Source organism: Acidobacteriota bacterium, from assembly GCA_030949985.1.
In the GTDB taxonomy this organism is placed as follows: Bacteria; Acidobacteriota; Polarisedimenticolia; order J045; family J045; genus JALTMS01.
This window is the reverse complement of record JAUZRX010000053.1, coordinates 1-25,371: the sequence shown is the minus strand read 5'-3', so window position 1 is coordinate 25,371 and position 25,371 is coordinate 1. Positions and strand designations below refer to the sequence as shown.

General features: G+C 69.1%; 21 protein-coding genes. 11 read left to right on the top strand and 10 right to left on the bottom strand.

Annotated elements, in window-relative coordinates:
* Nucleotides 1–308 precede the first annotated feature (308 nt).
* The 6 genes from Q9Q40_12025 to Q9Q40_12000 all read right to left on the bottom strand — a co-directional run bounded on the left by Q9Q40_12025 (nt 309) and on the right by Q9Q40_12000 (nt 6,392).
* Nucleotides 309–1,952, bottom strand: coding sequence for a hypothetical protein (locus tag Q9Q40_12025; GenBank protein MDQ7007950.1), 1,644 nt, complete (start codon nt 1,950–1,952; stop codon nt 309–311).
* Nucleotides 1,953–2,040: 88 nt separating this feature from the next.
* Nucleotides 2,041–2,892: a hypothetical protein gene (locus tag Q9Q40_12020; GenBank protein MDQ7007949.1), complete on the bottom strand. Its 852-nt coding sequence runs from the start codon at nt 2,890–2,892 to the stop codon at nt 2,041–2,043.
* A complete protein-coding gene (locus Q9Q40_12015) occupies nt 2,892–4,457 on the bottom strand; it encodes a biotin/lipoyl-containing protein (GenBank protein ID MDQ7007948.1) in 1,566 nt (521 codons plus the stop codon). The genes Q9Q40_12020 and Q9Q40_12015 overlap by 1 nt, the downstream gene beginning before the upstream one ends.
* A 2-nt stretch (nt 4,458–4,459) precedes the next feature.
* Complete coding sequence (locus tag Q9Q40_12010; GenBank protein ID MDQ7007947.1) at nt 4,460–4,837, bottom strand: transketolase C-terminal domain-containing protein; 378 nt, start codon at nt 4,835–4,837, stop codon at nt 4,460–4,462.
* Between the two features lie 26 nt (nt 4,838–4,863).
* Nucleotides 4,864–5,472: a hypothetical protein gene (locus Q9Q40_12005; protein ID MDQ7007946.1), complete on the bottom strand. Its 609-nt coding sequence runs from the start codon at nt 5,470–5,472 to the stop codon at nt 4,864–4,866.
* A complete protein-coding gene (locus Q9Q40_12000) occupies nt 5,469–6,392 on the bottom strand; it encodes a thiamine pyrophosphate-dependent dehydrogenase E1 component subunit alpha (GenBank protein ID MDQ7007945.1) in 924 nt (307 codons plus the stop codon). Before Q9Q40_12000 ends, Q9Q40_12005 begins: the two co-directional genes overlap by 4 nt.
* A 394-nt stretch (nt 6,393–6,786) precedes the next feature.
* Between Q9Q40_12000 and Q9Q40_11995 the strand changes: the two genes are divergently transcribed.
* The 3 genes from Q9Q40_11995 (at nt 6,787) to Q9Q40_11985 (ending at nt 11,541) form a co-directional block, all read left to right on the top strand.
* Nucleotides 6,787–8,127: a hypothetical protein gene (locus Q9Q40_11995; protein ID MDQ7007944.1), complete on the top strand. Its 1,341-nt coding sequence runs from the start codon at nt 6,787–6,789 to the stop codon at nt 8,125–8,127.
* Between the two features lie 620 nt (nt 8,128–8,747).
* On the top strand, nt 8,748–10,178 hold the full coding sequence (locus tag Q9Q40_11990) for a hypothetical protein (protein MDQ7007943.1): 1,431 nt from the start codon (nt 8,748–8,750) through the stop codon (nt 10,176–10,178).
* Between the two features lie 184 nt (nt 10,179–10,362).
* Entirely contained in the window at nt 10,363–11,541 is a 1,179-nt protein-coding gene (locus Q9Q40_11985; GenBank protein ID MDQ7007942.1) for a fatty acid desaturase, read from the top strand.
* A gap of 21 nt (nt 11,542–11,562) precedes the next feature.
* Here the strand turns inward: Q9Q40_11985 and Q9Q40_11980 are convergent, their stop codons facing one another.
* A complete protein-coding gene (locus Q9Q40_11980) occupies nt 11,563–12,657 on the bottom strand; it encodes a GNAT family N-acetyltransferase (GenBank protein ID MDQ7007941.1) in 1,095 nt (364 codons plus the stop codon).
* A gap of 119 nt (nt 12,658–12,776) precedes the next feature.
* On the opposite strand from Q9Q40_11980, the gene Q9Q40_11975 reads away from it, so the two are divergent.
* The 8 genes from Q9Q40_11975 (at nt 12,777) to Q9Q40_11940 (ending at nt 22,378) form a co-directional block, all read left to right on the top strand.
* Complete coding sequence (locus Q9Q40_11975; GenBank protein ID MDQ7007940.1) at nt 12,777–13,778, top strand: alpha/beta fold hydrolase; 1,002 nt, start codon at nt 12,777–12,779, stop codon at nt 13,776–13,778.
* A 50-nt stretch (nt 13,779–13,828) separates the two neighbouring features.
* Complete coding sequence (locus Q9Q40_11970; protein ID MDQ7007939.1) at nt 13,829–14,611, top strand: lysophospholipid acyltransferase family protein; 783 nt, start codon at nt 13,829–13,831, stop codon at nt 14,609–14,611.
* Nucleotides 14,612–14,866: 255 nt separating this feature from the next.
* Nucleotides 14,867–15,505 carry a hypothetical protein gene (locus tag Q9Q40_11965; protein ID MDQ7007938.1) on the top strand — a complete coding sequence of 213 codons (639 nt, stop codon included), beginning with the start codon at nt 14,867–14,869 and terminating at the stop codon, nt 15,503–15,505.
* Nucleotides 15,506–15,549: 44 nt separating this feature from the next.
* Complete coding sequence (locus Q9Q40_11960; protein MDQ7007937.1) at nt 15,550–17,184, top strand: HAMP domain-containing sensor histidine kinase; 1,635 nt, start codon at nt 15,550–15,552, stop codon at nt 17,182–17,184.
* A complete protein-coding gene (locus tag Q9Q40_11955; GenBank protein ID MDQ7007936.1) occupies nt 17,181–18,548 on the top strand; it encodes a sigma-54 dependent transcriptional regulator in 1,368 nt (455 codons plus the stop codon). Before Q9Q40_11960 ends, Q9Q40_11955 begins: the two co-directional genes overlap by 4 nt.
* 185 nt (nt 18,549–18,733) lie before the next feature.
* Nucleotides 18,734–19,627 carry a hypothetical protein gene (locus Q9Q40_11950; protein MDQ7007935.1) on the top strand — a complete coding sequence of 298 codons (894 nt, stop codon included), beginning with the start codon at nt 18,734–18,736 and terminating at the stop codon, nt 19,625–19,627.
* Nucleotides 19,624–20,118: a hypothetical protein gene (locus Q9Q40_11945; protein ID MDQ7007934.1), complete on the top strand. Its 495-nt coding sequence runs from the start codon at nt 19,624–19,626 to the stop codon at nt 20,116–20,118. The genes Q9Q40_11950 and Q9Q40_11945 overlap by 4 nt, the downstream gene beginning before the upstream one ends.
* A 25-nt stretch (nt 20,119–20,143) precedes the next feature.
* Nucleotides 20,144–22,378, top strand: a complete 2,235-nt coding sequence (locus Q9Q40_11940; protein MDQ7007933.1) for a hypothetical protein — start codon at nt 20,144–20,146, stop codon at nt 22,376–22,378.
* Between the two features lie 55 nt (nt 22,379–22,433).
* Here Q9Q40_11940 and Q9Q40_11935 read toward each other — a convergent pair whose 3' ends face one another.
* The 3 genes from Q9Q40_11935 to Q9Q40_11925 all read right to left on the bottom strand — a co-directional run.
* Nucleotides 22,434–23,456 carry a methyltransferase gene (locus Q9Q40_11935; protein MDQ7007932.1) on the bottom strand — a complete coding sequence of 341 codons (1,023 nt, stop codon included), beginning with the start codon at nt 23,454–23,456 and terminating at the stop codon, nt 22,434–22,436.
* Nucleotides 23,453–24,718 (bottom strand): MFS transporter, encoded by a 1,266-nt coding sequence (locus Q9Q40_11930; protein MDQ7007931.1) that lies wholly within the window; start codon nt 24,716–24,718, stop codon nt 23,453–23,455. Before Q9Q40_11930 ends, Q9Q40_11935 begins: the two co-directional genes overlap by 4 nt.
* A 92-nt stretch (nt 24,719–24,810) precedes the next feature.
* Nucleotides 24,811–25,371, bottom strand: a 561-nt coding sequence (locus Q9Q40_11925) for a putative metal-binding motif-containing protein (GenBank protein MDQ7007930.1), incomplete at its 5' end; no start/stop codon positions are given.

Sequence of the window (25,371 nt, the reverse complement as noted above, 5' to 3'; positions counted from 1 at the left end):
GAAGGCTGAAAAGACCACGGGCGGGAATGAACCCGATGCACTGAAATCGACAAAATGAGAATGACTCCGGCGAAAGCCTCCCTTGCCTTCTCGCCGGCACAGGGGCCACGACCGTGCGAACGAACGGCGCGAACGCACGGCCCGGCCCCCCCCTTGCTGGATCCTCCGCAGCTAGCAGGTACGACGAAACCACGGAAAGGAGAAGTGGAAAAAGGCCGGAAATCGGTGGGAACGATGCCGCCGGTGAGAACGATGCCTGGGGATCCTGAGGACGGTGCCCCTGAGGACGGTGCCGCTGCCGCGCCGGGTCAGTGGAGATGGAGAGTCCAGGAAAAGCGCGTGCGGATCTCGGTGTTCTCGCGCCGACGGTGGGCCTCGCAGCCGCCGTAGATCCGGCCGAGGCTCTTGGAGGGGGCTGCGCGAAAGCACTGTGCTGTCCGGGGGAGCGTCGCACGGAAAGCGCTGTCGGGCCCGGCGACCAGGTACTCAGCGCTCGTGACGAGATCGCCGCTTCGCGGGGAAGACCGGGTCGAGGGGGCGTCGCTCGCCGCCTGGCAGGTCGCCGTTCCCGTCCACCCGAGACGAGTGCGCCAGCGGGGCGGCCGGATTTCCAGGATACGGTCGTCGGCGTCGCCGGTGGTGACCACCAACAGGCGCGGGGCGAAGGGATCGGCTGCCGGCGGGCGGTCCGCGATCCGGCCCCGCTGTCGCTGGGCGCAGGTTTTGCGCTGCAGGGGCCGATCAGGACAGAAGGCGGTCAGCGAGGAGGATCGGCGACGGGAGAACTCGGCCCCGACCCACCAACCGCGGGTGACCGGAAACGAGCGGAAGACGTGGCCCGAATCCACGACCTCGGCCTCAGGGTTCGGGCCCAGCTCGAGGATCAGCCGGGCGCGTCGGGTCTCGTCGAACGCGACCGAGCGACGGAGACGGCAATCGGCTCTCGGTGCGGCTGTCGGATCGGCCCGGCTGCGCCGGGAGTCGATCGAGATCTCGAGCCAGGATCCGAGGCAGCTCGTGTTGACGCGCAGGATTTCCAGCGGTGGGGCATCCGCCGCCGGGGCTGCCGGCGTGATGCTGAACACGTCCACCACCGCCGTCGAGCAGGCGGGTGGCCGATAGTCCTCGAGGAGGACCGGGTCGGGGCCGGCCCGGAGGACGAGCTTGCGCCGCGGGCCCCGGGCGGTCGCGAAGGTGCCGTGGCGGGTGCGGACCGTCAGCGGCATGCCCGCCGGCAGCGGCTGGTGATCGAGGTCGGCGAGTCCCGCCAGCCGCAGGGGCATCGAGTCCTCGAGCAGGTGTCCGAAAGTGATCGTTCGGCGTCGCCGGAGGCGTTGCACCAGGTTCTCGAGACCCGGGGGAGGCCAGGGGCCTTCCGCCGGTTCGGGGCTCCATTCGCCGTGGAACAGGTTGTCGGGAGCTTCGAGGACGGTGCTCCGCCAGGCTACCGGGGAGTGGGGTGGGGGCAGATAGCGATCGTCCGGTGGCGGGGGGGCGATCCACGCCACCGTCCAGGTTCCCGTGGCGTACTCGGCTCCGCTGGCCGTGGCGACCAGGGTGAAGGTGTAGCGCAGCAACCCCCGGGCCTCGACGACTTCGATGCGGCGCGAGAGCCACCTGCCTGCCCGGGGAGCGCTCAGGTGCAGGACGGGAGTTCTCAGCCGGACGGGCTCCACCTCCAGGCGGCCGCGCAACTCGTAGTGGGTGTCGCCCTCGTCTGCCGAGGCGTCGGCGGGAGGCCCGAGGATCACTTGCGCCCCCGGCCAACGCTCCGCCAGGGCCTGCCGCCGGGCCGGTTGCCAGAATGCGCTGGTCAGGCGCCGGCTCCAGCTGCGCAGTTCCGCCGGGAGGGGATGGGCCGCCCGCACGGGCAACAGGTGGATCACGGGCCCCGCCTCGACGTGGGCGATGCCGGAAAACAAGATGAGCAGGAGCACGGCGATCCTCGTCACGAGCGGGATCCTTCTTGTGGTGGGACGCCTCGGCCCACGCCCATGGTCGCCGGGACCGGCAAGGCTGTCGAATGCCTTCCCGGTGCGGTCAGGGGCCGGCGGGAGGTCTGGGGGCGTCCCGCCGGTGTGAGCGCGGCTGGGTCCCGGGGCCCAGCTCTCGCTCGAGTCGGAGCCGATCCAGTTGCGGGCGACGAGCGAGGTACTGGTGGGTGGAGGCGATGAAGTCGTCGAAGGCGGCGCGGACCCGGCGGCCGGCCTGGTCGGCGCAGCGCCGGTAGGTCTCTTCCATGTCCAGTGGCCAGGCCCAGGTGGCGGGGTGGATCAGCGCGTGGATGCGTTGACGCACGCCGAGCTCCTGCTCGAGGCTGGCGCCGCGCCAGCGAAAGCCGCTGTCGGAGATGTAGTGCAGGTTCCGGGTCAGGTGGGGGCTGTAGGCGTCGACGAGACGTCGGCTGATGCCCCGCAGCACTTCGCTGGAAGCCGGCCGGTGCTGGGAGACCGAGCGGATACGGATGCCGAGCAGGGCCTCGAGGGCGCGGGTATCCCGGCCGATGCCCTCGAGCGGTTCGATCCCCCGCCTGCGAAAGAACTCCACGTCGTAGTGCAGCCCCACTTCGAAGCCCAGGTCGACGATCTTCCGAAGGGCGTCGATGTGCGGCGGGGCGCCGGGGTGGTAGAACGGAGAGTGCAGCAGCACGAAGTACGAGGAACGGACTCCCAGAGCGTGCTCGAGTCGCGCCATCTCGAGGGCACAGACGGGGCTGACGTCGATATCGTGGCGCAGGAGCAGGATTCTCGGCCGCGGGGGCAGACGATCGCGGAGTTCGGAGACCATGGGGAAGGCATAGCCCATGCGGCGGGCCCGGGTAAGCAGCCGCTCGTAGCTGTCGAGGCTCATCTCCCTGCCGCGCTGGGGCGGTCTACCTTTCGCGTCGTGCATCAGAGCCACCCTCCCGAATAGCGCCAGGGGCCCGGTTCGAAGCGGATCCCCCGTTTGCGGAAGTATTCCCGGACACTTTCACCGAAGGCCGTGGCCTGCCCACGGGCCCTTCGCGGCAGCAACTCGAGGAGCAGGCCGTCGCCGGGACTCGCGTCCGAGCCTTCGAGGACCACGTAGACCTTGTCGCTGGCGGGGTCTCCCGGCGGGAGCTGGTCTGCGCGATCGGCGTAGAGCAGTTCATGGAGCCGTCCCTCGCGCCGGATGCGGAGGCCTCCTCCGCCGTCGATCCTCTCCACCCGTTCTCCCCGGGCTGCGAGCAGACGTCCGAACTCTTCCACCATCTCGCGGGCCAGTTCTCTCCGGCGGGCGGCGCTGACCGGGCGGCGGGCCTCGGCGACGACCCGCGCGGGAACCCCCATGGCCAGCTTGCCGGCCGGCACCGGGGCCAGAACGTAGGAGCCCGAGCCGACGATCGCTTCCCTGCCGATGCGAACCCCGGCATAGAGGGTGCAGCCCATGCCGACCTGGCAACGATCTTCGAGGATCACCGGGGCAAAGCGGTTCTCGAAGCCCTCCAGGGGGGAATGGCCGATGTTGTGGGTGACGATGATCGATCTCATGGTGAGAAAGACCTCGCGCCCGAGCAGCACGGCACGGCAAACGTTGATGAAGACCTCGTCACCGATGAAGGTCAGGTTTCCGGCGGCGAAGACCGCCCAGGGATCCCGATGGCCGCCGCCCCCGATGGTGATCCCCCGGCCGGCGTGGACGTTGTCCCCGAAAACCGCGCAGCGGGCCCTGACGGTCAGCCCCGGGCCGAAGTGACTGAGGGCGCCGATGGCAAGCTGCTCGGCGCAGTCGGCCGTGGTCTCGGCGCCGATGCGGCTGCCGGGGCCGATGACCAGGCGGGGGGCGATCAGCAGGCTGCCCGGGCCGAGGTGGACATCCTCGGCGATGGCGGCGCCGTGCTTGCGGTAGGCCTGGAGCTTCTCTCCGGGATGCAGGCGGCGGAATCTCTCGCCCTCCTCCCGCAGGCGGGAGAGAAAGACGGGGTCGAGCCGGCCGTGATCGTCCTGTCCCAGGCCCGGTGGCAGAGAAACCGCCTCGAGGTCGATGTCGGCGAGGGCCGGGTGGGGCGGGGCGGCCTGCCGGCGGGAGCGCGCCATGTGCCGGCGGACCTCTTTTTCGGTGATGAAGCCGTGTTCACGAATCGCGGTGGGATCGATGCCCGCCTCTTCGATCAACCTTGCCGCCGCACGGCTGATCTGCAGGCCGGCGGTTTCGGCGGCCCCCCCGGTTTCCCGGGTGTCCTCCGGGTCGGGCGAGTCTTCACCGGCTTCGAGGATCCATCCCAGGGTGGTGCCGAAGGCGATCTCGCTGCCCTCCGGGTAGCGGTGGCGGAGGATACCGGGCTGCGGGGCGACCATGTCGATGGTGGCCTTGGTCGTTTCCAGCACGCAGATCCGCTGGTGGCGCTGCACCGTTTCGCCGTCCGCCACCAGCCAGGCCACCAGGGTGGCGCTTTCGGAGTTGGCGTCCTCGCGCTCGAGGAAGAGGCGTTGCATGACTAGCTCTCCGCCCCGGCGGCTGCCAGGCAGGCGTGGAGGATCTCTTCGACCTGGGGCAGCACGGCGTCTTCCAGGTGCCGGGCGGCGGGAATCACCCGGTCTCGGGCCGCCACACGCTTTACGGGGCCCCGCAGTGCGGCGAAGGCCTCCTCCTGGACCCGGGCCACGATTTCTGCTCCCACACCGGCGCTGAGGGTGCCCTCCTCGGCGACCACCAGCGCTCCGGTGCGGCGCACCGAAGCGAGCAGAGGGGCTGGATCGAGGGGAGCGAGGCGGGAGAGGACGACCACCTCCACCATCTTCTCGTACTCGATGGCCGCTTCCCGGGCCGCCTGGTGGGCGAGGTGCGCCATGCCGCCCCAGGTGGCCAGCGTCACTGCGCCGCGCCCGGCGGCACGCAGGGTCACGGCGGGAAAGGGGCCGGGCTCTCTTCCCAGGTGAAGGGGCCGAGTCGACCCTCGGCGCCGCGCTGGGGACTGCGGCCGTAGAGCAGCTTGTTCTCGATGAAGAACACCGGGTCGTCGCAGGCGATGGCCGCCAGCAGCATGTCCCGGAGGTCATGGTATTCGCTGGCCGCCACCACCGTCAGGCCCGGGATGCCCACCAGCAGCTTTTCGAGGGACTGGCTGTGAGTCGGCCCGTAGCCCCGGCGCCCACCCATGGGGGTGCGCACCACCAGGGGGACGCGCACCTGCTCGTCGTACATCTCCCGGAACTTGGCGATGTGGTTGATCACCTGGTCGAGTCCCAGGGTGATGAAATCGCCGAACATGATCTCGAGTACCGGTCGCCGGCCCCGGAGCGCCAGCCCCGCGCTGACCCCGAACAGGGCCGCTTCGCTGATCGGGGTGGAGAGCACCCGTTCCGGCCAGCGGGTGCTGAGCCCCCGGGTGACGCGAAAAGCGCCGCCATAGGGATCGGCCAGGTCCTCGCCGAGCAGCAGGACGTCTTCCCAGCGCTCGAGGGCCTCGGCCAGGGTCTCGTTGAGCACCTGCGCGCATCGCACGGTCATGGCGCGCCTCCGGTCGCCGCAAGGGCGGTCGCCAGCCGCTGCTCGCAGTCCGCCTCGATGGCCTGGCGCCGCCGGGGATCGAGGGTGGCGGCGAGTCGGGGCAGGGGGTCCCGCTTCCGCAGGGCGTCGATCTCTGCACGGCTGCGGGGGTCGTCGCCCTTGCTGTGGGGACCGAGGCGCTGGGTGTGGATCAGCAGGCCGCAGGGTCGGGAGGTCTCCCGAACGCGGGCGACGGCTTGGGAGGCCGCGGCGTCCAGGGTGAAGACGTCGTTCCCCTCGACGCTGTCGCAGGGGATGCCGAAGGCTTCCATGCGGCCCTCTATCGAGCCTGCCAGGGCCCGGTGGGTGGGAGTGGATTGGGCCCAGCCGTTGGCCTCGACGACCACCAGCAGCGGTGCCGCCCAGAGGGCGGCGATGTTGAGGGACTCGTAGACCACGCCCTGGCCCAGGGTGCCGTCGCCGATGAAGACGGTGACGATGGCGCCCGATCCGCGGCGCTTTTCCGCCAGCGCCATTCCCGTGGCCAGGGGGACGATGCCGCCCTGGATGCCGTTGGTATAGAAGTTGGGTGCGCAGAGGTGCTGGCTGCCACCCCGGCCCGAGCAGAGGCCGTCCCGCCGGCCCCGGATCTCCGCCAGCAATCCTTCCACGTCCCCCGTCCGGGCCAGGTAGTGTCCATGGCAGCGGTGATTGCTGACGACCACGTCCCGTTCCTGGAGGTGGGCCGCGAGGGCTACCGCGTTGGCCTCCTGGCCCAGGCAGGTGTGGGTCGTTCCGCTGAGTTTGCCGGCGGCGAAGAGGTCGAGCAGAAGCTCCTCGAACCGCCGGATGAGGTAGATCCCCCGGTAGAACGCCTCCCCGCAATGCCCCGTTGCGCCACCACGGCTCCCCTCCGTGGCGGCGATCTCCCGCCGGTCCAACAACCCTCCCGTTTGCTGGGGCTTGGGGCCGGATGGCGGTCCCAAGTGAGCGCAAGGTACGGCGAAAGGCGACTGGGGGCAACGGGAATGGATACCCGCCGTAGTCCGGCTCGGCTTGCGTCTGGCTTGGGCTTTACGAGGGTTTCGGGAAGGTTCGAAAGCGACCGGAAGGGTCTGATTCATCCTGCCTGGGGGCCGGGGCTCTGCCCTTGACAAAATTTTTACTATCGGGTCGACTTGGCTTCCCCGCGGGTTCCGGAGCAGGCGCCGGTGGCGGGGAGAGTGTTTTTCAACAGGGAGGAAATCGAGGATGCTTAGAGAAAACAAGGCGAAGCATTTCCGCCTCGCCGTAGGGGTCGGGGTCGCAGTTCTGGGTTTTGGAAGCAGCCTGGTCGTGGCGGCGGAGGCCGGAGACGTCATCTCCCGCTACAGGCAGCTGCAAGCCAGCCACCTCATCGAGGCACGGTCCGTTGTCAACGAGGCCAGCTTCGGCCTGTTCTCCACGACCATCGATCAGATCAACGATCCGACCCGGCTGGCGGATATCCAGCGCGACGAACCGACTCCTGTGCTGGGTCGGCCCGGCAGCGGAGGGGACGGCACGCCGCGGATCCTCTTCACGGGTCTCGCCAACCGGGCGGAAGTCCATGCCTTCCAGGTGGGCGGCATCTACGGGATGGAGAGCGGAAACCTGGCGGGCTACCTGGCTTGGCGCGAATCGAACAGTGACAGCCGCCATGACTCCGGAAGCTCGTACTTCAATGGCAACCAGGCCGACGCCAGCGCGACCGAGTTGATGCTGGCCTGGGGACAGCGGGGTGAAACCTCCAACTGGGGCGTGACAGGGAGCTATCTCAGCGGCGACAGGGGGAACACAATCTCCGACACGTCCTCCGTGTTCTGGGATCAGTCCGAGGCGAGCCGTTACGCCGTCTCCGGTGCTTTTCAGAACCATGCTCGTGAAGACTTCACCTGGACCGTGAGCGGAAACGTCGCTTCCGGCGACATGATCGACGACGGAGGCTGGCGGAACAGTCTGGTTTTCAACCGTTTGCGGTGGGATTTCGATACTTTCACGTGGGGCGGCGGTGTCCGGCTCAACTGGTACCAGGAGGGTGACCATCCTGGTGCGTTCGAAGTGGTGGGCTCCTACGACTCCATGACGGGTGACCTGAACCACCCGACGATCTTCATGCGGTCCAACGGGGTCCAGTATGACGAGACCGCCACGAGAGACGATTTCTCGGCGTCGAACGCCACGCTCGGGTTGCGGTGGCAAAAACAGCTTGCCGGCGGCGTCGACTTCGGCGCCGGCTTCATGTGGGATAGCTACGAGATCGACGCCGACTTCGCCGGCAACGTGACCGATACAGCCTACACGCCGGCCGCCCTGGGTCGTTTTGTCACCCAGGCCAGTATGGAAGGGGATACCCTTTCCATTCCCACCTCCGTACGCGCCGGGATCGGCGAGAAGTGGACCGTGGTCGTCGGAGCCGAGTTCTGGAGAAGCGAGGTCGATATAAAGACCTACGACCTGTACCCCTCGGTGCCGGTTTCGGAAGACCGGCTCCGGTCCCATCGGAGCGACACGGGAACCGACTACGCCATGGCGCTGCGCTATCAGCACGGCGAGAGCGTGACCGCTGAGCTGGGGTTCCATTCCGGCTCCTATGTCGGCGCCAGGCACACCCTTCAAACGTCGGAAGTCACGTTCCTGGTCGGGGTTTCTTACTGATAGGAAAGCCTTTTCCAGTCGGTTGAGGCGGACTCTTCGGGGGACGGCTTTCGGGCCGTCCCCTCGGCTTCGACAGGTGCGGAGGGGCTCGGCGACCTGGGGCCGGGCGGCGTCTCTCAGGCTCCGGTCGGCGGGAACGACCTGTTCCGGGCCCGCGGCTGCTGATCGCATCCCGCCCCGAAGGCCTTGGCCCCGGCGCTGTCGGGGGGCGAGGATGGCCGCAAACCGGGGCAGGGGGGCGCGTTTGCGCCGGGCGACGATCTTCCTCCGGTCCTGTTCCCTCCCCCTGTTTGCCGGCGAGGCAGGCGCATGGCGCCCCTCTCGAGCCCCGGTTGCGGTGAAATGAAAGGCGATGGCGGGCGGCGGGTGGGTGCCCTCGCCTCTCCCGCCTCTCCCCGCCCCCCGGATTTTCGCCCCGTTTGCGCTTTCCGGGTGTTCGTAACGATTCGAAGTCCTTTCCGAGTGATTGCCTAATTCCCCGGGCGACCGATTGAGTTCTTGACAAACTGCCTGGCGCGGTTATTTTTTGCACTCCGGTCGAGTTTGTTGCCGGTCAATACCCGCGAATCTCGCGGATTGCAGGATGTCTTGCGGTGTCCTGTCCTAGGAGGAATGGAGTCATGTTCGGAAAAAGAAGGGCGGAATGGGCCCGACTCGCTGCGGCGGTCGGGGTGACAGTCTTGGTTTGCGGGAGCAGCCTGGTCGTGGCGGCGGATGCTTCGAGCGCGGTGATCCTGTACAACTCCATGCAGGCCGGCCATCTCATCGAGGCGCGGTCCGTGTTCAACGAAGCGAGCTTCGGTCTGTTCTCTTCGACCATCGATCAGATCAACGATCCGACCCGGCTGGCGGATATCCAGCGCGACGAGTTGACTCCTGTGCTGGGTCGGCCCAGCAGCGGAGGGGACGGCACGCCGCGGATCCTCTTCACAGGTCTCGCCAACCGGGCGGATGTCAATTCCTTCCAGGCGGGTGGCATCTACGGGATGGAGAACGGGAACCTGGCGGGCTATCTGGCCTGGCAAGACTTCAGCTCCGACTCTGACGTCGATTTCGGCAGTTCTTTTTCAAGTCGCAACCATAGCGAGGCCAGCGCGACCGAGCTGCTGCTGGGCTGGGGGCAGCAGGGCGAAAACTCCAACTGGGGCGTGACAGGGGGGTACCTCAGTCGTGACAGCAGTGCTTTGAGCTCCTCGACGAGTTCGGCCGCGAACCAGTTCGAGACGAACTACTTCACTTTCTCCGGCGCCTATCAAGATCACAGCCGGGAAGACTTCTCCTGGACTGTGAGCGGACACGTCGCTTCCGGCGACATGTTCTCCGAAAGCGTCGCCGCCAGCTCCAGTTTCTTCAGCCGCACAATATGGGATTTCGACAACTTCAGCTGGGGTGGCGACGTCCGGCTCAACTGGTACCAGGGTGGTGACCACCCCAGCGCAGTCGAGTTTCTGGGCTCCTATTCTTCGCTGTCCGGCGATCTGAGCCGCCCGATGATCTACATGGAACAGAGCGGGGGGAACGATTACGACGAGACGGTGACACGGGACGACTTTTCCGCGTGGAACGCCATGCTCGGGATGCGGTGGCAAAAGCAGCTCGCCGACGGCGTCGACTTCGGCGTCGGCTTCACGTGGGAGTGTTACGAGATCGACGCCGACTTCGCCGGCGATGTGACCGATACATTCTACGCACCGCCCGAAATCGGTGGTTTTTCCACCCGCTCCAAGGTGGAAGGCGAAAGGCAGTCCATCCCCACCTCCGTGCGTGCCCGGATCGGCGAGAAGTGGACGGTAGTCGCCGGGGCCGAGTTCTGGAGGAACGACTACGACAGGGTGGACGACAACATGTTTGCCGTGTCGCCTTCGGCGACCACGGAAGGCCGGATCCAGCAGAGTACGGTCTCCACGGGAACCGACTACGCCATGGCTTTCCGCTATCAGCACAGCGACAGGGCGACCGCAGAGTTGGGATTCCGTTCCGAATACTATGTCAACAGCCTGCATGCCCTCAACATTTCGATAGTCACTCTCCTGATCGGGCTTTCTTACTGATTGGGAAACCTGTGGCCGGACGGCCGAGGATGACTTTCGGGGGGGCGGTCTGCGGGCCGTCCCCCCGCCTTGACAGGCACCGGACTCTTTGACGTCCGTGGCCATCAGGCGCTAACCTAGCCACGAAAGACAGTGCTTGGCCTTCGGCTCTCGTGCGGGAGGCAGCGACAGTCCGAGGATTGGCATGACCCAGAAAAAGCCCCCCATCAACTGGCCGACGGCCTTGTGGCTGGTCCTGTCCCTGGCCGCCGCCGTGGTCGCGGCGCCTGCCTACGTTCACTTCTACGGTTTTTCGCTCTTCGAATTTCTCGTTTTTTTCGTGATGGCCTATGCCACCGGTCTGAGCATCACCATCGGTTATCACCGCTTGTTCGCCCATCGCAGCTTCGACGCCATTTCACCGGTGGCCGTGATCACCGGGCTGCTGGGCGCGGCCACGTTTCAGAACTCGGTGCTGGACTGGGCCAGCGAGCACCGTTACCACCACAAGTACGTCGACCGCGACGGATTCCCCTACGACCCCTACAACATCAACAGGGGGTTTTTCTATGCCCACATGGGTTGGCTGTTTCGCAACCGCGAACCCAAGCTGCCCCGTGACAACGTGGCCGACCTGGAGCAGAGTCGCTTTCTGGTCTGGCAGGATCGCTGGATCCTGCCCCTGATGATCGGGATGTGCTTCGGCTTTCCGGTCCTTCTGGCCCTGGGCTGGGGCTTGCTGGTCGGCGTCGAGCCGACTCGAGCGGCACTGGCGGGCCTGGTCTTCGGCGGTATCGTGCGGGTGGTGGCCGTGCAGCACGCCACCTTCTTTATCAACAGCCTGTGCCACTACATCGGTCGGCGCCCCTACAACGGGCTGTGCACGGCTCGGGACAGCGGCCTGGTGGCTTTCTTCACCTTCGGTGAGGGCTATCACAACTTCCATCACACCTTCCAGGCCGACTACCGCAACGGCATCCGTGCCTGGCACTTCGATCCGGGCAAGTGGGTGATCTGGCTGCTGGCGCGGCTGGGCCTGGCCTGGAACCTGCGGCGGGTGGCGGAGGAGACGATCCGCATGGCCCGCCTGCGGGAGAAGCGCCGCGATCTCGAGCGCAGCCTCAGCGTTCGGCTGGACGAGATCCGGCACAAGGCCGTCGAACTGATGACCGGTCTCGAAGAGAGCCTCGACGAAATGCATCATCGCTCCCGGGTCCTGTGGTCCGAGTACCGGCGGGTCCAGCAGCAGCGGGGAGCCGAACGCCGCCGCCGCCTGCGGGAGATTCGCCGGGAGTTGCGTTCGCTGCGTCGGGAGTTCCGCAGGCAGTTTCGGGCCTGGGAGGCGGCGTGGCATGCGGCGCGCGCTCAGCTCGCCGCAGCCTGAACGCTCGCCTTGGAACCGGGCCTACGCGCCGCTGCGGAGGGTGGCCAGCGCCCTTTGCCGACCACTGCGGGCAAATTGGAGCAGTCGGCCGGAGAGCGAGCCGGTGAAGAGGGTCACGCGCCGGAACGGCTTCGATGTCACTCCCCAGGCGAGCTTGGCCTGGCTGGCGGGATGGAAGAGTTCCACCCGCCGGTCTCCGGCTTCGAGGGCCGCGCGGAAAGCCGCGGCCTCGACGATCACGCCCGGGCCATACTCTTTGAAGGCTTCGTCGTATCCGGTCTTCAAGGCGTAGTGGGTGTCGCGATGGGCGAGGGAAAGTTCAAAGGCCACGGCACGCCCGCCGGCGCGCAAAAGCTGGATCCTGGCCTGGCCCCGGCGGGCGTAATCCGTCAGCAAGTCGCGGTAGAAGGCCCGGGATGGGGCGTTGGAGTCGATGCCGGTTCCCGCGCGGCCCTGCCAACTCCGGGCCGAGACCGCGAAGCACTCATCGAGAGCCGGGAGCATCTCCCGCAGGTCGCGAACGGCCCGGTTCTCGAGGCCCAACTCCTCTTCCATGCGGCGGGTCTTGTTGCGCAGGGTCTTGCGGCGGTCGCGGCGAAAACCGGCCATCAGCTCCTGCCAGTCTGCGGGCAGGGGGATAGTGGCCGACCCCTCGTCCGGACCGAAGTTGATCCGCGCCCCGTCCTCCTGCCGCCGACGAATCGTGGCCTCGAGGGGGCCGCCGGGCTCGATGTTGTTCAGGCGCACGGCATGCCAGGGCCGATCCCGGTGCAGCAGGTGGTCGACCAGGGCTTCGGCGACGATTTCGCGTGCGTCGGGGCGGGCCAGCAGCCGGGCACCGGGCACATAGCCGTTGCGGGAGAGGTAGAGCAGGGTGGGCACCCGCAGCGGTCCCATCCGGCGCTGGGCGATCATCAGCGGAGCGATGCCGACGCATTCGGAGCCTTGGTGGAAGACCAGCACTTGGAGCTGGTCTTCTCCGAGGCGCTGGCGGCACCAGGCCGAAAGAAAATGGAAGGTGCCGATCACCGATGGTGGATCCGCCTGCTCGAGCTGCCGCCAGGCCTCCCCGATGGAGGCCAGTTCGGCGGGATGGTCGATGATCGACAGTCGCACGCTGCTCTCTCCACCCCGGCACCATGTGCGGGGGCAAAGGCAAAGCTCGGTTCTGCGGTCGCCGTGGGCAAGCTGCCGACAGGTCTTGCCTTTGGTCAAAAACGAAGGATTTTCTGAGCATGTCCGCCACCGCCTGGTCCGCCGACCGTCCCACAGCACAGCTTCCCCTCCTCGAGCCGTCCTGGTGGGCGCGCAATCCCCACTTGCAGACCATCATCGGCGTCAAGGCGCCCGCGCCGGCCATGCCGGGTTCCGAGCAGCAGATCTGGGTCCAGGTGGAGGAGGGCACCGAGGTTCGGCTCAAAGTGGCGGGACCGGGGGCCCGCGCCCGGGGGACGGTGTTGCTGGTCCATGGCATGGGAGGCTCGTCGGACGCTTCGTACCTGTTGCGGCTGGCTCGTTCGGCGGTGCTCGAGCGGTGGAATGCGGCGCGCCTCGATCTGCGGGGCTGCGGCGGCACCGAGGCCCGGGCGCGCAGTCTCCACAACGCGAGCCAGGGCGGTGATCTTGGGCACTGCCTGGCGCGGCTGGAGCGGGAGGGACTGCCCCGGCCCTTCGTCATCGTCGGCTTTTCCCTCGGCGGGGCGTTGGCGCTGAGCTATGCCGGGCGCAGCGGCGGGGACTGCCTGGCGGACCGGATCGTGGCCGCCAACCCGCCGGTCGACGTGGGAGCCTGCGTGGATGCGGTGGACGCTCCGGGCAACGCGCTCTACCGGCGCTACTTCGTCCGCCGCCTGTGTCGGCTGGTGCGGCTGTCCCGGCGCTACATGACCGTTCCGGGTCCCGAGGCATCACCGCGCACGGTGCGCAGCCTGCGGCACTTCGACGAAGTGTTCACCGCGCCGTCGGGAGGCTTCGCCGACGTCGAGGAGTACTACACTCGGGCCAGTGCCGGCCGGGTGATCGACGGCGTGCGGCGGCCGGCGCTGGTGCTCTCGGCCAAGGACGATCCCTTCATCCCCTACCGGATTTTTCCGGGTTGCCACCGGCGAGCACGGGAGTGCGTCGAATTCCTGCACCCCGACTACGGCGGCCACGGGGGCTACTGGCAGGTACGGCGCCCGCGCTTCTGGCTGCTCGAGGTGCTCCTGCGGCAGTTGCGGCTCGCCGCGGGCTGCTAGAATGAGCCGCCGGCGCAGCGAGTGAGTGAGCGGTCGGTGGAGGGAGCGGCATGAACGACCCACGCGCCGAGCCGATCTCGGGAAAAGATACCGGCGCGCGGTGGCAGGGCCTCGACCAGCGCCGCATCTGGGGCAAGCCTCTGCCCGGCATCGCCCGGCGCTTCGATCGTTTTCTCTGCCGCTTTTTTCTGGCCTGCTTCCACTCCCGCCTGCTCGACGTCCAGGGCCTCGAGCACATTCATCCGGACAACGACCCCTTCATCGTGGTGCTCAACCACAATCAGCGGGTGGAGGCCCTGTTGTTGCCCTTGCTGATGATCCACCATCGCAGCGGCCGGATGATCCACTTCCTGACCGACTGGATCTTCTACATCATTCCTGTCGTCGGTTCCTACTACCGGCGCAGCCAGGCGATCATCGTCATGCGCAAGGATGCCAAGTTGCGCGTTTTCAACCGCCTCAAGCCATGGCTCGCCCAGCCGGGCAGCGCCATGGAGCGGGCGATGAAGGTGCTCGCCGAGGGGCGCTCGGTGGGGATCTTCCCCGAGGGAACGATCAATCGCCATCCTACCCGGCTGCTGCGTGGAAGCCCTTCGGCGGCGCGCCTTTCCCTCGAAAGTGGGGCCAGCGTGATTCCCGTGGGCCTTCGCTTCCCCCGCCACGAGGGGGACGGACCCATCGGTGACCTCCAGCCGCTCGAGGTGCACTTCGGCGCTCCCCTGTCGCCGCCGCCGATCGAGGGGCCCCGGGCGAAGGCGGCGGAGGTGCGCCAGTGGCATGCCCGGGTGATGGGAGAGATCGCGCGGCTGTCGGGCAAGAGCTGGCCCGAGTAGCCGCCGCCTCGACGGACTTTGCCGGTGGCGCCGACCTCCCTTCGACGCGAAGGTCGAAGGCGGCGCGGAGAACGCGCCGGCCCGGGTGTTCATGCTCTGCGCAACCCGCCTGAAGACGGCCGCTTGGCGCCATCGTCGCTTCTGCTCTGCGAGTTGGCACGGAAGATGCTCTCCGGAGGGGTGCACTGCCAGGGGACCCGCAGCTAGCCGCTCCCTCGCCCGGCGGTGCGCGAGGGCAGCGATGGAGAGCAAGCCATGAGAAACGAAACGCAGGATCGTTCGAAGAGGAAGTCGCGGCGCCTCCTGCCGACCTTGTTGGTGCTCGCGCTGGCCGCCGCCGGGGTCGGTCCGGTCTGGGCCCAGGCCACCGGTGAGACCCGGCGGGTGGAAGGGCGGGTGATCCAGATCCGCCACGGCATCGAGACGGCGGGCAGTGAGACCGGCACGATGGATCGCATCATGCTCCAGACCCGCGATCGCCAGCGCCTGGAAGTGACTGTGCCGGCCGGCAGCCTGGGGCAGCAGGTGAGGGTCGGTGACCGTGTCCGCGCCCAGGTGCGCGCTATGGATGGCCAGGGTACCGCCCTCGAGGCCCGGACCCTGCAGGTGCGGCGCACCGGACAGACCCTCCGCTTCGGCGAGGGATCGGGTGCGATGGGATCGACCGGGGGCGTGGCGGGAGCCACCGGCGCCCACAGCCCCGGGAACTGTGCCCAGGATCCCGCCTCGTGTGGTTCCGGCGGCATGGGCCAGGGCGTACATGACGGAACGGGACCGGTGGGCAGCGGGCCCCACCAGGGCGGCGCGGGCTCCCATGGCGGCATGGGGGCCGGTTCGGGTGCCGGTATGGGCGCGGGCCGCGGTGGCGCCGCCGGTTCATGCCCGCGGCGCTGATTCCCGGCGGGTATCTGCAACCGCGGAAGGGTAGGATGGGGCCGATGCGCAGGCCCCGTCCTTTCCTTTCCGTCTTCATCCTGTTCGCCGCGGCGGTGGTGCTGGTGGGTTGGGCCCTGGTGGAGGCCCGGCGCCAGCGGCAGGAGGTAGGGCAGGCCCTGGCCGGCCAGGCCGCCTTGCTGGCCAGAAGCCTGGGGCCCGGCCTCGAGGCGGCGGACGCGGCGATGCGGGAGGTGGACCAGCAGATCTTCGCACGGATGCTGGACAACGCCCGGTTGCTCTCCAGGCTGGCGGCGAGTCGGGCCCTGGATGCTGCGGTGCTGGCCGAGCAGGTGGAGGCGGCAGGTCTGGACAGCGCTGCCTGGATCGGCATCGATGGAAGGCCCCTGGCCGTGGCGGGGACCCCGATCGAAGAAGAGGACCTCCAGGCGATGGCCCCGCTGCTGGCCGGTGAGGTGGACGAGATGATCTTCGGCGCCGCCGTGGGGCCGGGGAACGAACATCTGGGAGCGGCGGCCGCCGATCGGGGCGGGATCGTCTTCGTACGGGTGCACGGCGAGTCGGCCCGGACGCTGGTCCGACGCCTGGGGGTCGGTCGCCTGCTGGCCGAACTGGTCGCCGAGCCCGGCGTGCTCTACCTCGAGTACCGGGTGGCGGGGCCGCGGCCGCTGGTGGCCGGGGTCGCCTGGGACGGCGGGCCGATCCCGCCGCAGCCCCTGCCCGGGGGCCAGGGGCTGCGGTTGGTGCGGGGGCGAGAGGTTTTCGAGGTCGACGCTCCCCTGGACCTGATCGCGGGTGAGCGGGGCCGCCTCAGGGTGGGCCTCGACGGTCGGCGGGTGCAGGAGGCGGCGGCCGCCGCCGCCCGCCGAACGATCCTGGTGGCCCTGGCCCTGGTGATGTTCGCCCTGGCCACCGCCGGCCTGGTCTACGTCAGCCGGGCGCGCGCCCTCGAGCGGGCGGACGCCGCCCGTCGCCTGGCGGAAGCCGAACTGGCCAGGCGCCGCTCCGAGCGCCTGGCCGCTGCCGGCGCCCTGACCGCGGGGCTGGCCCACGAGGTGCGCTCGCCGCTCAACGCGATTTCTCTGGCGGCCCAGCGCATCGAGCGTCGCCCGCCGGCGGGCGAGGGCGAATGCGCCGCCTTTGCCGCACGGATTCGCGCGGAAGTGGCACGGCTCGACCGGGTGTTGCGCGAGTTTCTCGAACTGGCCCGGCCCGTGGGTCGCGACCGGGAAAAGCTCGACCTGGCCCGGCTCGCCCGTGGGGTGGTGGAGCTTCTCGAACCCCAGGCCACCGCCAAGGGCGTGAAACTGGCCGAGCCGGAGGGGACGGCGGTGGTCGAGGCGGACGCGGGGGCCATGCGGCGGGCCCTGGTCAACCTGCTGCTCAACGCACTGGAGGCCAGCCCCGCCGGTTCGCAGATCGAAACACGGGTGTTCCGGGAGCGGGACGCAGTGGTGATGGAAGTCCTCGACCGCGGGAGGGGCATCGACCCTGCGGACCGGGAGCGGCTCTTCGATGCCTTCGTCACCACGCGGGCCGACGGCAGTGGGCTGGGCCTTTCCCTGGTGCGGCGGGTGATGGACGAGCACGATGGGAGTTGCGGGCTCGAGCCTCGAGAAGGGGGGGGGACCCGGGCCTGGCTGCGGCTTCCCGCGGGGAACCAAGAGGAGAAGGCATGAGCCTGGAGGCGCGCATTCTGGTGGTCGACGACGATCCCTCCCAGCGGGAGCTGCTGGCCGGATGCCTGCGGGACATGGGAGCCGAGGTGGTGGAGGCCGCCGGCGGTGAGCAGGCGCTCGAAGCGTTGGAGGCGGGGTCGTTCGACCTGCTGCTCACCGATCAGCGTATGCCGGGGATCGATGGCCGGGAACTCTTGCGCCGGGTGCGGGCCCTCGATCCCGGCATCGGGGTGATCCTGGTCACGGCGTACGGCACGGTGGAGCAGGCGGTGGCTTGCCTGAAGGAGGGGGCTGCCGATTACCTGCTCAAACCCGTGGATCTCGATGAGCTGGAAATCGTCATGCGGCGACGGCTCGAGGAGGTGCAGCTCCAGCGGGAGAACCGCCAGTTGCGGCAGCGCTTGGGCGAAATCGAGTCGATCCCCGGCATCATCACGGCCGGCGGACCCATGGCCGAAGTCCTATCCACCGTCGCCCGGGTGGCCCGCTCGGAAGTGCCGGTGCTGATTCTCGGTGAATCGGGTACCGGCAAGGAAGTGGTCGCCCGGGCGATCCACCAGGCCAGTGCGCGGGCCGACGGACCCTTCGTCGCGGTCAACGGTGCGGCTCTCTCGCCGACCCTGCTCGAGAGCGAACTCTTCGGTCATGAGAAGGGAGCCTTCACCGGCGCCGAACGGCAGCGTATCGGGCGCTTCGAAGCCGCCGCGGGAGGCACCCTCTTCCTCGACGAGGTGGGAGAACTGGCGCCGGAGATCCAGGTCAAGCTCCTGCGGGTCCTGCAGCAGAAGGAGATCGAGCGGGTGGGCTCTTCCCGCCCCCTGCCGGTGGACGTGCGACTGATCGCGGCGACCAACAGCGACGTGGTCCGGGCCGTACGGGAGGGGAAGTTCCGGGAAGATTTCTACTACCGGCTGGCGGTGGTCACCATCGATCTGCCGCCCTTGCGTTGCCGCCGGGCGGACATCCCCCTGCTGGTGGAGCACTTCCTCGAGCGCTACGGAGCGGCCGAAGGGCCTCCCAAGCGCTTTTCCCGGGAGGCCATGAGCGCCCTGGTGCGTTACGACTTTCCCGGTAACGTGCGAGAGCTGGAAAACATCGTGCAGCGGGCGCTGGTGCTGGCCCGCGGCTCTCAGATCACCACCGCCGATTTGCCCCCGGCCGTGGCGGCGGCCCCGGCCTCGAGCGTCGCGGGCGGGGAGGAGGGCCTTACCCTTCCCGAGCGTGTGGCGGCCCTCGAGCGCCGGGCCATCGAGCAGGCCCTGGCGGAAACGGAGGGCAATCAATCGCGGGCGGCCGCCCTGCTGGGGATCTCGGAGCGGGCTCTGCGTTACAAACTCGGCAAGTTTCGCGAGGCGCGGGAGTAGGACGAAGGAGGGGCCGGCCCACTCCTCGACCAAATGGTCGACTCGCCGGCCCGGCTTTTCGACGAAAATGTCGGGGATGAGGTCAAACTAGCTCCCTTTGGCCCGTAAATGCCCGCCATGTGCGGCATGGAACTTGCTTTCCAGGGGGTTGGCTTCGCCCCGTGGCGACAGTGGAGAGACTGACGATGATGGTTCGGCGGCACACCTGGTGGGGGCTTCTGGCGCTGGCGACGGTCCTGCTCGGGGCGGGGGCGCCGATGGCCCGGGCTGCGGAGGGTGAACTTTCCTTCTATGGTACGTGGAATTCCGGTGATTACGGCACCGGCATCGATGCCGACAGCCAGGTTTTCACCACGCGCTACGTCTGGGGTGACCTCTTTCAGATAAGGGTTGAATGGTCGGTGATCCGGATGCAGACCTCGACGGAAGTGCTGCAGACCGGTTTTGGCACCATGCCCCTGGGCCAAGGGCATCGTTCCGGGTCGCACATGGGGGGGAGCGGCCATTCGCCGATGGGGGCGACCCTCCCCGCGGCGGCGACGGTGACGACCGACAATTATTGGGAGAGCGGTGTGGGCGATCTTCGGGTCGCCCTCTCCCGCCGTCTCGTCGGGGGCGGCGTCCGTCTCTTTCGTGTCGATGGCGGGGTGGAACTCAAAGTTCCCACGGCGGACGAGACCAGGGGCCTGGGTACCGGGGAGTGGGACCTGCGGATCTTCGCCGGCGGCGCCTATCGATTCTGGTCCGCCACGGGTTTCGCCGGTGTGGGCTATTCCCGGCTCGGGGATCCCGCCTGGGTCGATCTGGAGAACATCTATGACGGCTGGATCGGTGTGGAGACCGATCCTGTCGCCGGCGGCCGCCTGACTGTCAGCGCCTGGCTCGAGGGTCGGCAGGCGGTGGTGGCCGGTGCGGCGGACTACGCCGCGCTGGGCTTGGGGGTCGAGACCACCGGCCGTCGGCGATGGCGGGCGGCGGTGCTCAGGGGGTTGGGTGACGGCGCCCAGGATCTGAGCGTGATCGTGGGACTGGCCTGGGGGCTCAACCCTCCGTCGTGGAACAAGGGGCTCTACCGGTGATCCGTGCTTCCCGCTGGCTGCTTGCAGGGCTGGTCTTGCTGACCGCGGTGGGAGGCGTGCAGGCGCGCCGGAACAAGGGGATGCGCAAGGTGCAGGGCACGGTCGTGGCGGTGCACACGGCTGCCGCGGAAGGTGGGATCGAGGTGCTGGTCGCCACCCTGGAATTGCGTGGCGGCGGAGAGAAGCTCGACGTGTTGCTTGCCCCGCCGGCCTTGCTCGAGCAGGCCGGTTTCACGGTAGAGACGGGCGACGTCCTGCGAGCCCGCGTCTTCTCCGGCGCCGAGGCCGAGGCGGTGCGTGCACAGAAGGTGATGGTGATCAACCGCGGCACGATGATGGTGTTGCGAACCCTGCACGACGCTCCGCTCTGGTCGTCGGGAGGCATGTGGCAGGGTGGAGGGTGCCGCCGGATGCCCGGCGGCGGGGGGCACGGTGGGGGCCCCCGTGGCGGTGGTATGGGCGGCGGCGGTCGCGGTTCGATGCATCGTTGAAATCGAGGGATGGTGAAGGCGGGACATGAAGCGCAGGACGGGTGTGGTTGGACGCGGAGGGGGAGTGCTGCTGCTGCTGGTGATGGCAGCGGTGGCCGTCGGGGCCGGCACGGACGGGACGGGGGTGGATCTCCCCGGCACCCAGCCCTCGGACGGCAGCGGGCATCCCGACTATCCGCCGTTTCGGGATGGTGTCGATCCCGGCATTCTGGACAACCCGGGCACCTGCTCGAACTGTCACGGGGGCTACCGGGACGCGGGACAGAAGATTTACGAGCCCTCCGATAGCTGGGCCGGTTCGCTGATGGCCAACGCCGGGCGCGATCCGCTGTTCTGGGCCGCCCTCGACGTGGCCAACCAAGACGACGTGGATCACCTCGGCGACCTGGGGATCGGGGACCTTTGCCTGCGTTGCCACGCTCCCAAGGGTTGGCTGGAGGGGCGTTCCCACTGCACCACCCCCTGGGGCGCGGAGTTCGACGGCTCGTGCCTGGAGGGTACCCGGGACACCCCCGACAACGACTTCGAGGGTATCCAGTGTCACTTCTGTCATCGCCAGTACGATGCTTCCCAGCCCCCTCCGGGGGAGTTCCTCGATCCCCAGGCGCCTTACACCGAGAACGGCCAGGTCTTCCTGACCACCGATCGTCGGGAGATGCGCGGGCCGTACTCCGACGCGGCGCCTCCGCCGCGGCACACCGCGGCCCTGTCCGAGCTGCACCGCGGAGGCGCTTTCTGCGGCCAGTGCCACAACGTGACCAATCCGGCTCGCAATCGGGTCGATCCGAACACGGGCGCGGACCTGGGCTACCGGATGCCCATCGAGCGGACCTTCGACGAGTGGCGGCAGAGCGAGTTCGGTCGGCCCTCCAGCGCCGATTTCACGAGCTGCCAGCGTTGCCACATGCCTCCCGCGGATGTGGACGGCGACGGCACCACGGATCCGGCTTGGGCCTGCTCCCAGAAACCGTCCCTGCGGGGCGAGAACACCGCCGCCGAGGGACCTGTATTCACCCATTTCTTCCGTGGCGGCGGGAGTTGGATGATCGAAGTGCTCGACGGGGAGTACGGCGCGGCTCTCGGCCGCTCGGCCTCCTACGCCGCTGCCCGGGAACAGGCCCTCGAGCTGTTGCAGCAGGAAACCGCGGACGTGGCCCTGGCCACCCCGGCCAGTGCTCCGGCTGGCGGTGACATCACGGCCACGGTTACCGTCACCAACCGAAGCGGGCACAAGCTGCCCACCGGCTACCCGGAGGGGCGACGACTGTTCCTGCATGTGCAGGCCGGTCCCGACACCGACGGCGACGGCACCCTGGACGCCACGGAGATCACCTTCGAATCGGGAGCCTGGGACCCGACCACCGGCGCGCTGGCCGACGATCCCCAGCTCAAGGTCTACGAGATCGAGGTGGGGGTCTGGAACTTCAACGGCACGGGGCAGTGCGATCTGGTGGACGACGCCACCGGGCGCAAGATGTTCCACTTCGTACTCAACAACTGCGTGGTCAGCGACAACCGTATCCCGCCCAAGGGTTTCACCCCCAGCGACGAGACGGCGCCAGTGGGGGTGACCTACCCGCCCAATCCGGACATCCCCGGCGCCCTGGCCCACTGGGACGAGACCCCCTACACCATCGCCGTGCCCACCGGCTCGAGCGGCGACCTGCTGGTGCGCTCGCGGCTGATGTACCAGACCACCACCGACGAGTACGTGGAGTTTCTGGAGACGGAAAACCGTTCCACCTGCGATCCCTTCGACACCGGCTGCGATCCCACCCGGCCCGATCCCCGCCCCAACCGGGGCGAGAAGATGCGGGCCCTGTGGGACAGTTACGGCCGCTCGGCGCCGGTGACGGTGGGCGAGGCCCTGTCGAGCGTTCCCATCAGTACGACGGCGGCGGTTCCCGGTGAGGCCAGTCCCCGGGACGGGACAGCTCTGCTGAGTACCGGCTGGGACGAGTCGCTGGGCGAGGTGCAGGTCCAATACGGGCCGGCCTGCGAGGCGAGCGATCACAACCTCTACTGGGGCGATCTGGCCCAGGTGTCGACCTATGCCTGGAGCGCGGTGAAGTGCGCGGTGGGCGTCAGCGGTCAGACCACCTTCGCGCCGGGCAGCGGTTCGGTGTTCTACGTGGTGGTGGGCAACGCGGGGGGCGCCGAGGGGTCCTACGGCACCGACAGTGCGGGCAATCAGCGCCCTGAGATGACCACCGCTGGCGGCTGCGAGTGGCCCCAGGACCTGGCGGCCACCTGCCCCTGACCCCCCCCACCGTGGAGCGAACAATGTTGTTCCTGGCTGCCCGGCCGGGGGGGCCTCAGGCCTGCCAGACCTGGTAGCGAGCCGTGGCAGCCAGGCGTCGGGCCCGGGGCAGGGTGCGGCGGACCAGGGCTCCGAGCCTGCCCTGCACCACCAGGGTCAGCCTGCCCCCCCCGTGCAGGTACCGGCGGGAGCGGGTGAGCAGGTGCAGGAGGATGGAGTGGTCCTCCTCCCGCCCGCGGTGCACCGGTGGATTGCTCAGGATCTGGTCGAAGCGCCGCTGGGAAGGCAGGGCCCGCCAGCCGTCGGAGAGCAGCCATTCCGCGTCGGGCACGTTCAGCGCCGCCGCCTCGAGGGCCAGGGCGTCCACCTCGAGGCCGGTGATGGTGGCGGCAGGGCAGAGACGGCGCACCGCTGCGGCGATCATCCCGGCCCCGCAGGCGAAGTCCAGCACGTTTCCTGCGAGGCGCAGGTCTCCCAGCACGGAGCAGAGCAGGGCGGTGCCCTCGTCGAGGCCTCCTCCGGCGAAGACGCCGGGGTAGGAGACAAAGTCCAGGGTCACCTTCCGCTCGCCACCGAGGGGCAGGGCCACGGGTTGCCGCCGTCGCCAGGGCGCGCCGGGGCCGGGATGTTCGGCGGGTCGGGGACGCCGCGCCTCGAAAACGCGCCCGTGGGCCCGGGAGGCGACCGGGCGCACCTGGTCGAAGAAGGCTTCGAGCACGCCGCCGGCGCTGCGGGCTCCCTCGTCGTTGGCCCCCCAGGCCACCAGGCGCCCGCCGGCCTCGAGGGTCGGGCAGAGAAGGTGGAGTTGCATGTCCAGCACGCTTCTGTCCCGGGGCAGGCGCAGGACCACTCCCTGCCAGCGGCCCGCCGGGGGCCAGGGGCGGGCCGGAAGGCCCCCGAAGGCCCAGCGCCACCAGCGCCGGACCCGGGCACCGGCGGCCTCGAGGGCCGGGCCGAGCTGGTCTCCCTCGTCATCCACCACCAGCCATGTCTGACCTTCGAGGGGGACGGTGGTGAGGGCCCCGGCCACGGTACGGGCCAGTTCCCGGTGTTGTTCGAAGGGGCGCCGGCGGCTCATCGGGGGACGCCTCCGTCGGTCGGGCGTGGCAGTGCCAGCACGCCGGCCACCGCCAGCAGGGCGGCGAAGGCCGCGATCTCGAAGGCGCGTACCAGCCCCAGGGTGTCGCCGAGCCGGCCGACCAAGACCAGGGCCGCGGAGCGCAGGGTGAAGCCCAGGGTCATGAAGATCCCGTTGGCCACCGCCGGCCGGGAGCCCGCCGACTCCTGGACCAGGGCCAGCAGGGGCGGATTGGTGGAGAAGGTGAGCAAGCCGAGCAGCACCAGCAGGGGCACCATCAGCCCCGGCCCGCTGCGGGCCAGGCCGAACAGGGCCAGTGGAGAGGCCAGGGCGACGGCGAAGAGGATGCGCCGCCGGCCGATGCGGTCGCTGAGGGTACCGCTCGACAGGGCGCCCACCGCGCCGGCGCCCTGGAGAATCGCCAGGGCCGCGCCGCCAAGCCAGAGCGATCCGCCCCGCTCCACCACGTAGGAGGGGAGGTAGGTGGCCAGGGAGCCGACCAGGAAAGCCCGGCCTCCGATCACCAGGCTCACCGCCGCGAACAGCCGTGCCAGGGGACGCCACGACTCGGCGGGTGCCGCCGCGGCGGCCGTCGCGGCGCGGCGGTGGAGACCCCTGCGGTCCCGGGTGACGAAGGCCAGCAGGGCGGAGGTCAGCAGCCCGAAGGGCATCAGCGCGGTCAGCCCGGCGGGGCCCGCCAGGCCCACCACGGCCAGGGCCAGCAGGGGCCCCACCGTACGTGCTCCCTCGCCGGCCACCATGAACAGGGACATGGCCGTTCCCTTGCGCCCCCCGGCCTCCCGGGCCAGGCGCACGGGAGCGGGGACGTGCCAGAAGGCCGATCCGACACCGGCGATCAGCAGCAGGCCCCCGAGGGCGAGTCGGCTCGGCGCGAGCCCGATCAGGCTCATCGACGCCGCGGCCACGGACGGCGCGGCCACCATCAGCCAGCGGCCCCCGCCCCGGTCGGCGAGGTAGCCCAGCAAGGGGTTGGCCAGGGCGGGAAGCTGGATCAGCGCCGCCAGCCAGCCCGCATCCGCGTAGCTGAGGGCCAGGCGCTCGCGGAGCAGGGGCAACAGGGGCGCGAAGAAGGCGAAGTAGACATCGTGGACGAAATGGCCCCCGGCCACCGCGAACATCGGCAGCCAGCGCACCTTCGCGGCGGGGTCATGGGAGTCGGCAGCGCTCACGTCGGCGTATTGTAGGCGGTCGATGCGCGCGGCTCGAATGGTGTGCTTTCCGGTGGAACGATCTCGAGGCATCGAGCGGATCCCCGGTGCCCGGCGAGTCCCGCCCGGGTCGCGCGGAGCGCGACCCGGGGGCGGGGACTGCCTGTCGACGTGATGGCGCCGCGTCAGGGGCAGGCGTTGGGACTGGATTCGATGCCGGTGTTGCGGCTCTCGTTGGCGGCGGGGTCGCTGGAATAGGTGCCGACACCGGCGCAGCTGCGGGCGCGGTGGAGGTACCAGATCTGGTTGACGGACTCGGTGTTGGTGTCGTCCACCGACAGGGCGGCCAGATCGTTGGCGAGACAGGCGTCGGTGGAGCCGGTGAAGTCGCCTCCGCCGGCGACCAGGGCCGCCAGGTTGCCGCGGACCACGTCGTAGGAGGTGGCGTCGGCGACGGCCTGCCAGGACAGGGTCACGCCGGTCGGGTTGCGGCTGACGGAGAGGTCGGCCACGCCGTTGGGAGTGACCTCGCCCTTGTCCACGACACCGTCGCAGTCGTTGTCGATGCCGTCGAGGCAGATTTCGGCCGCGCCCGGCCAGGTGCTGGACTCCTGGTCGTCGCAGTCGCCGTCGCACTCGCTGTAGCCGTCGCCGTCCGCGTCGTTCCCGCCCGGGGAGAGCAGCCAGCCCCCGAAAGTCACCGCTCCCTGCACGGGGGTCCCGGAGCCCGGGCCGCCCCCCGACGG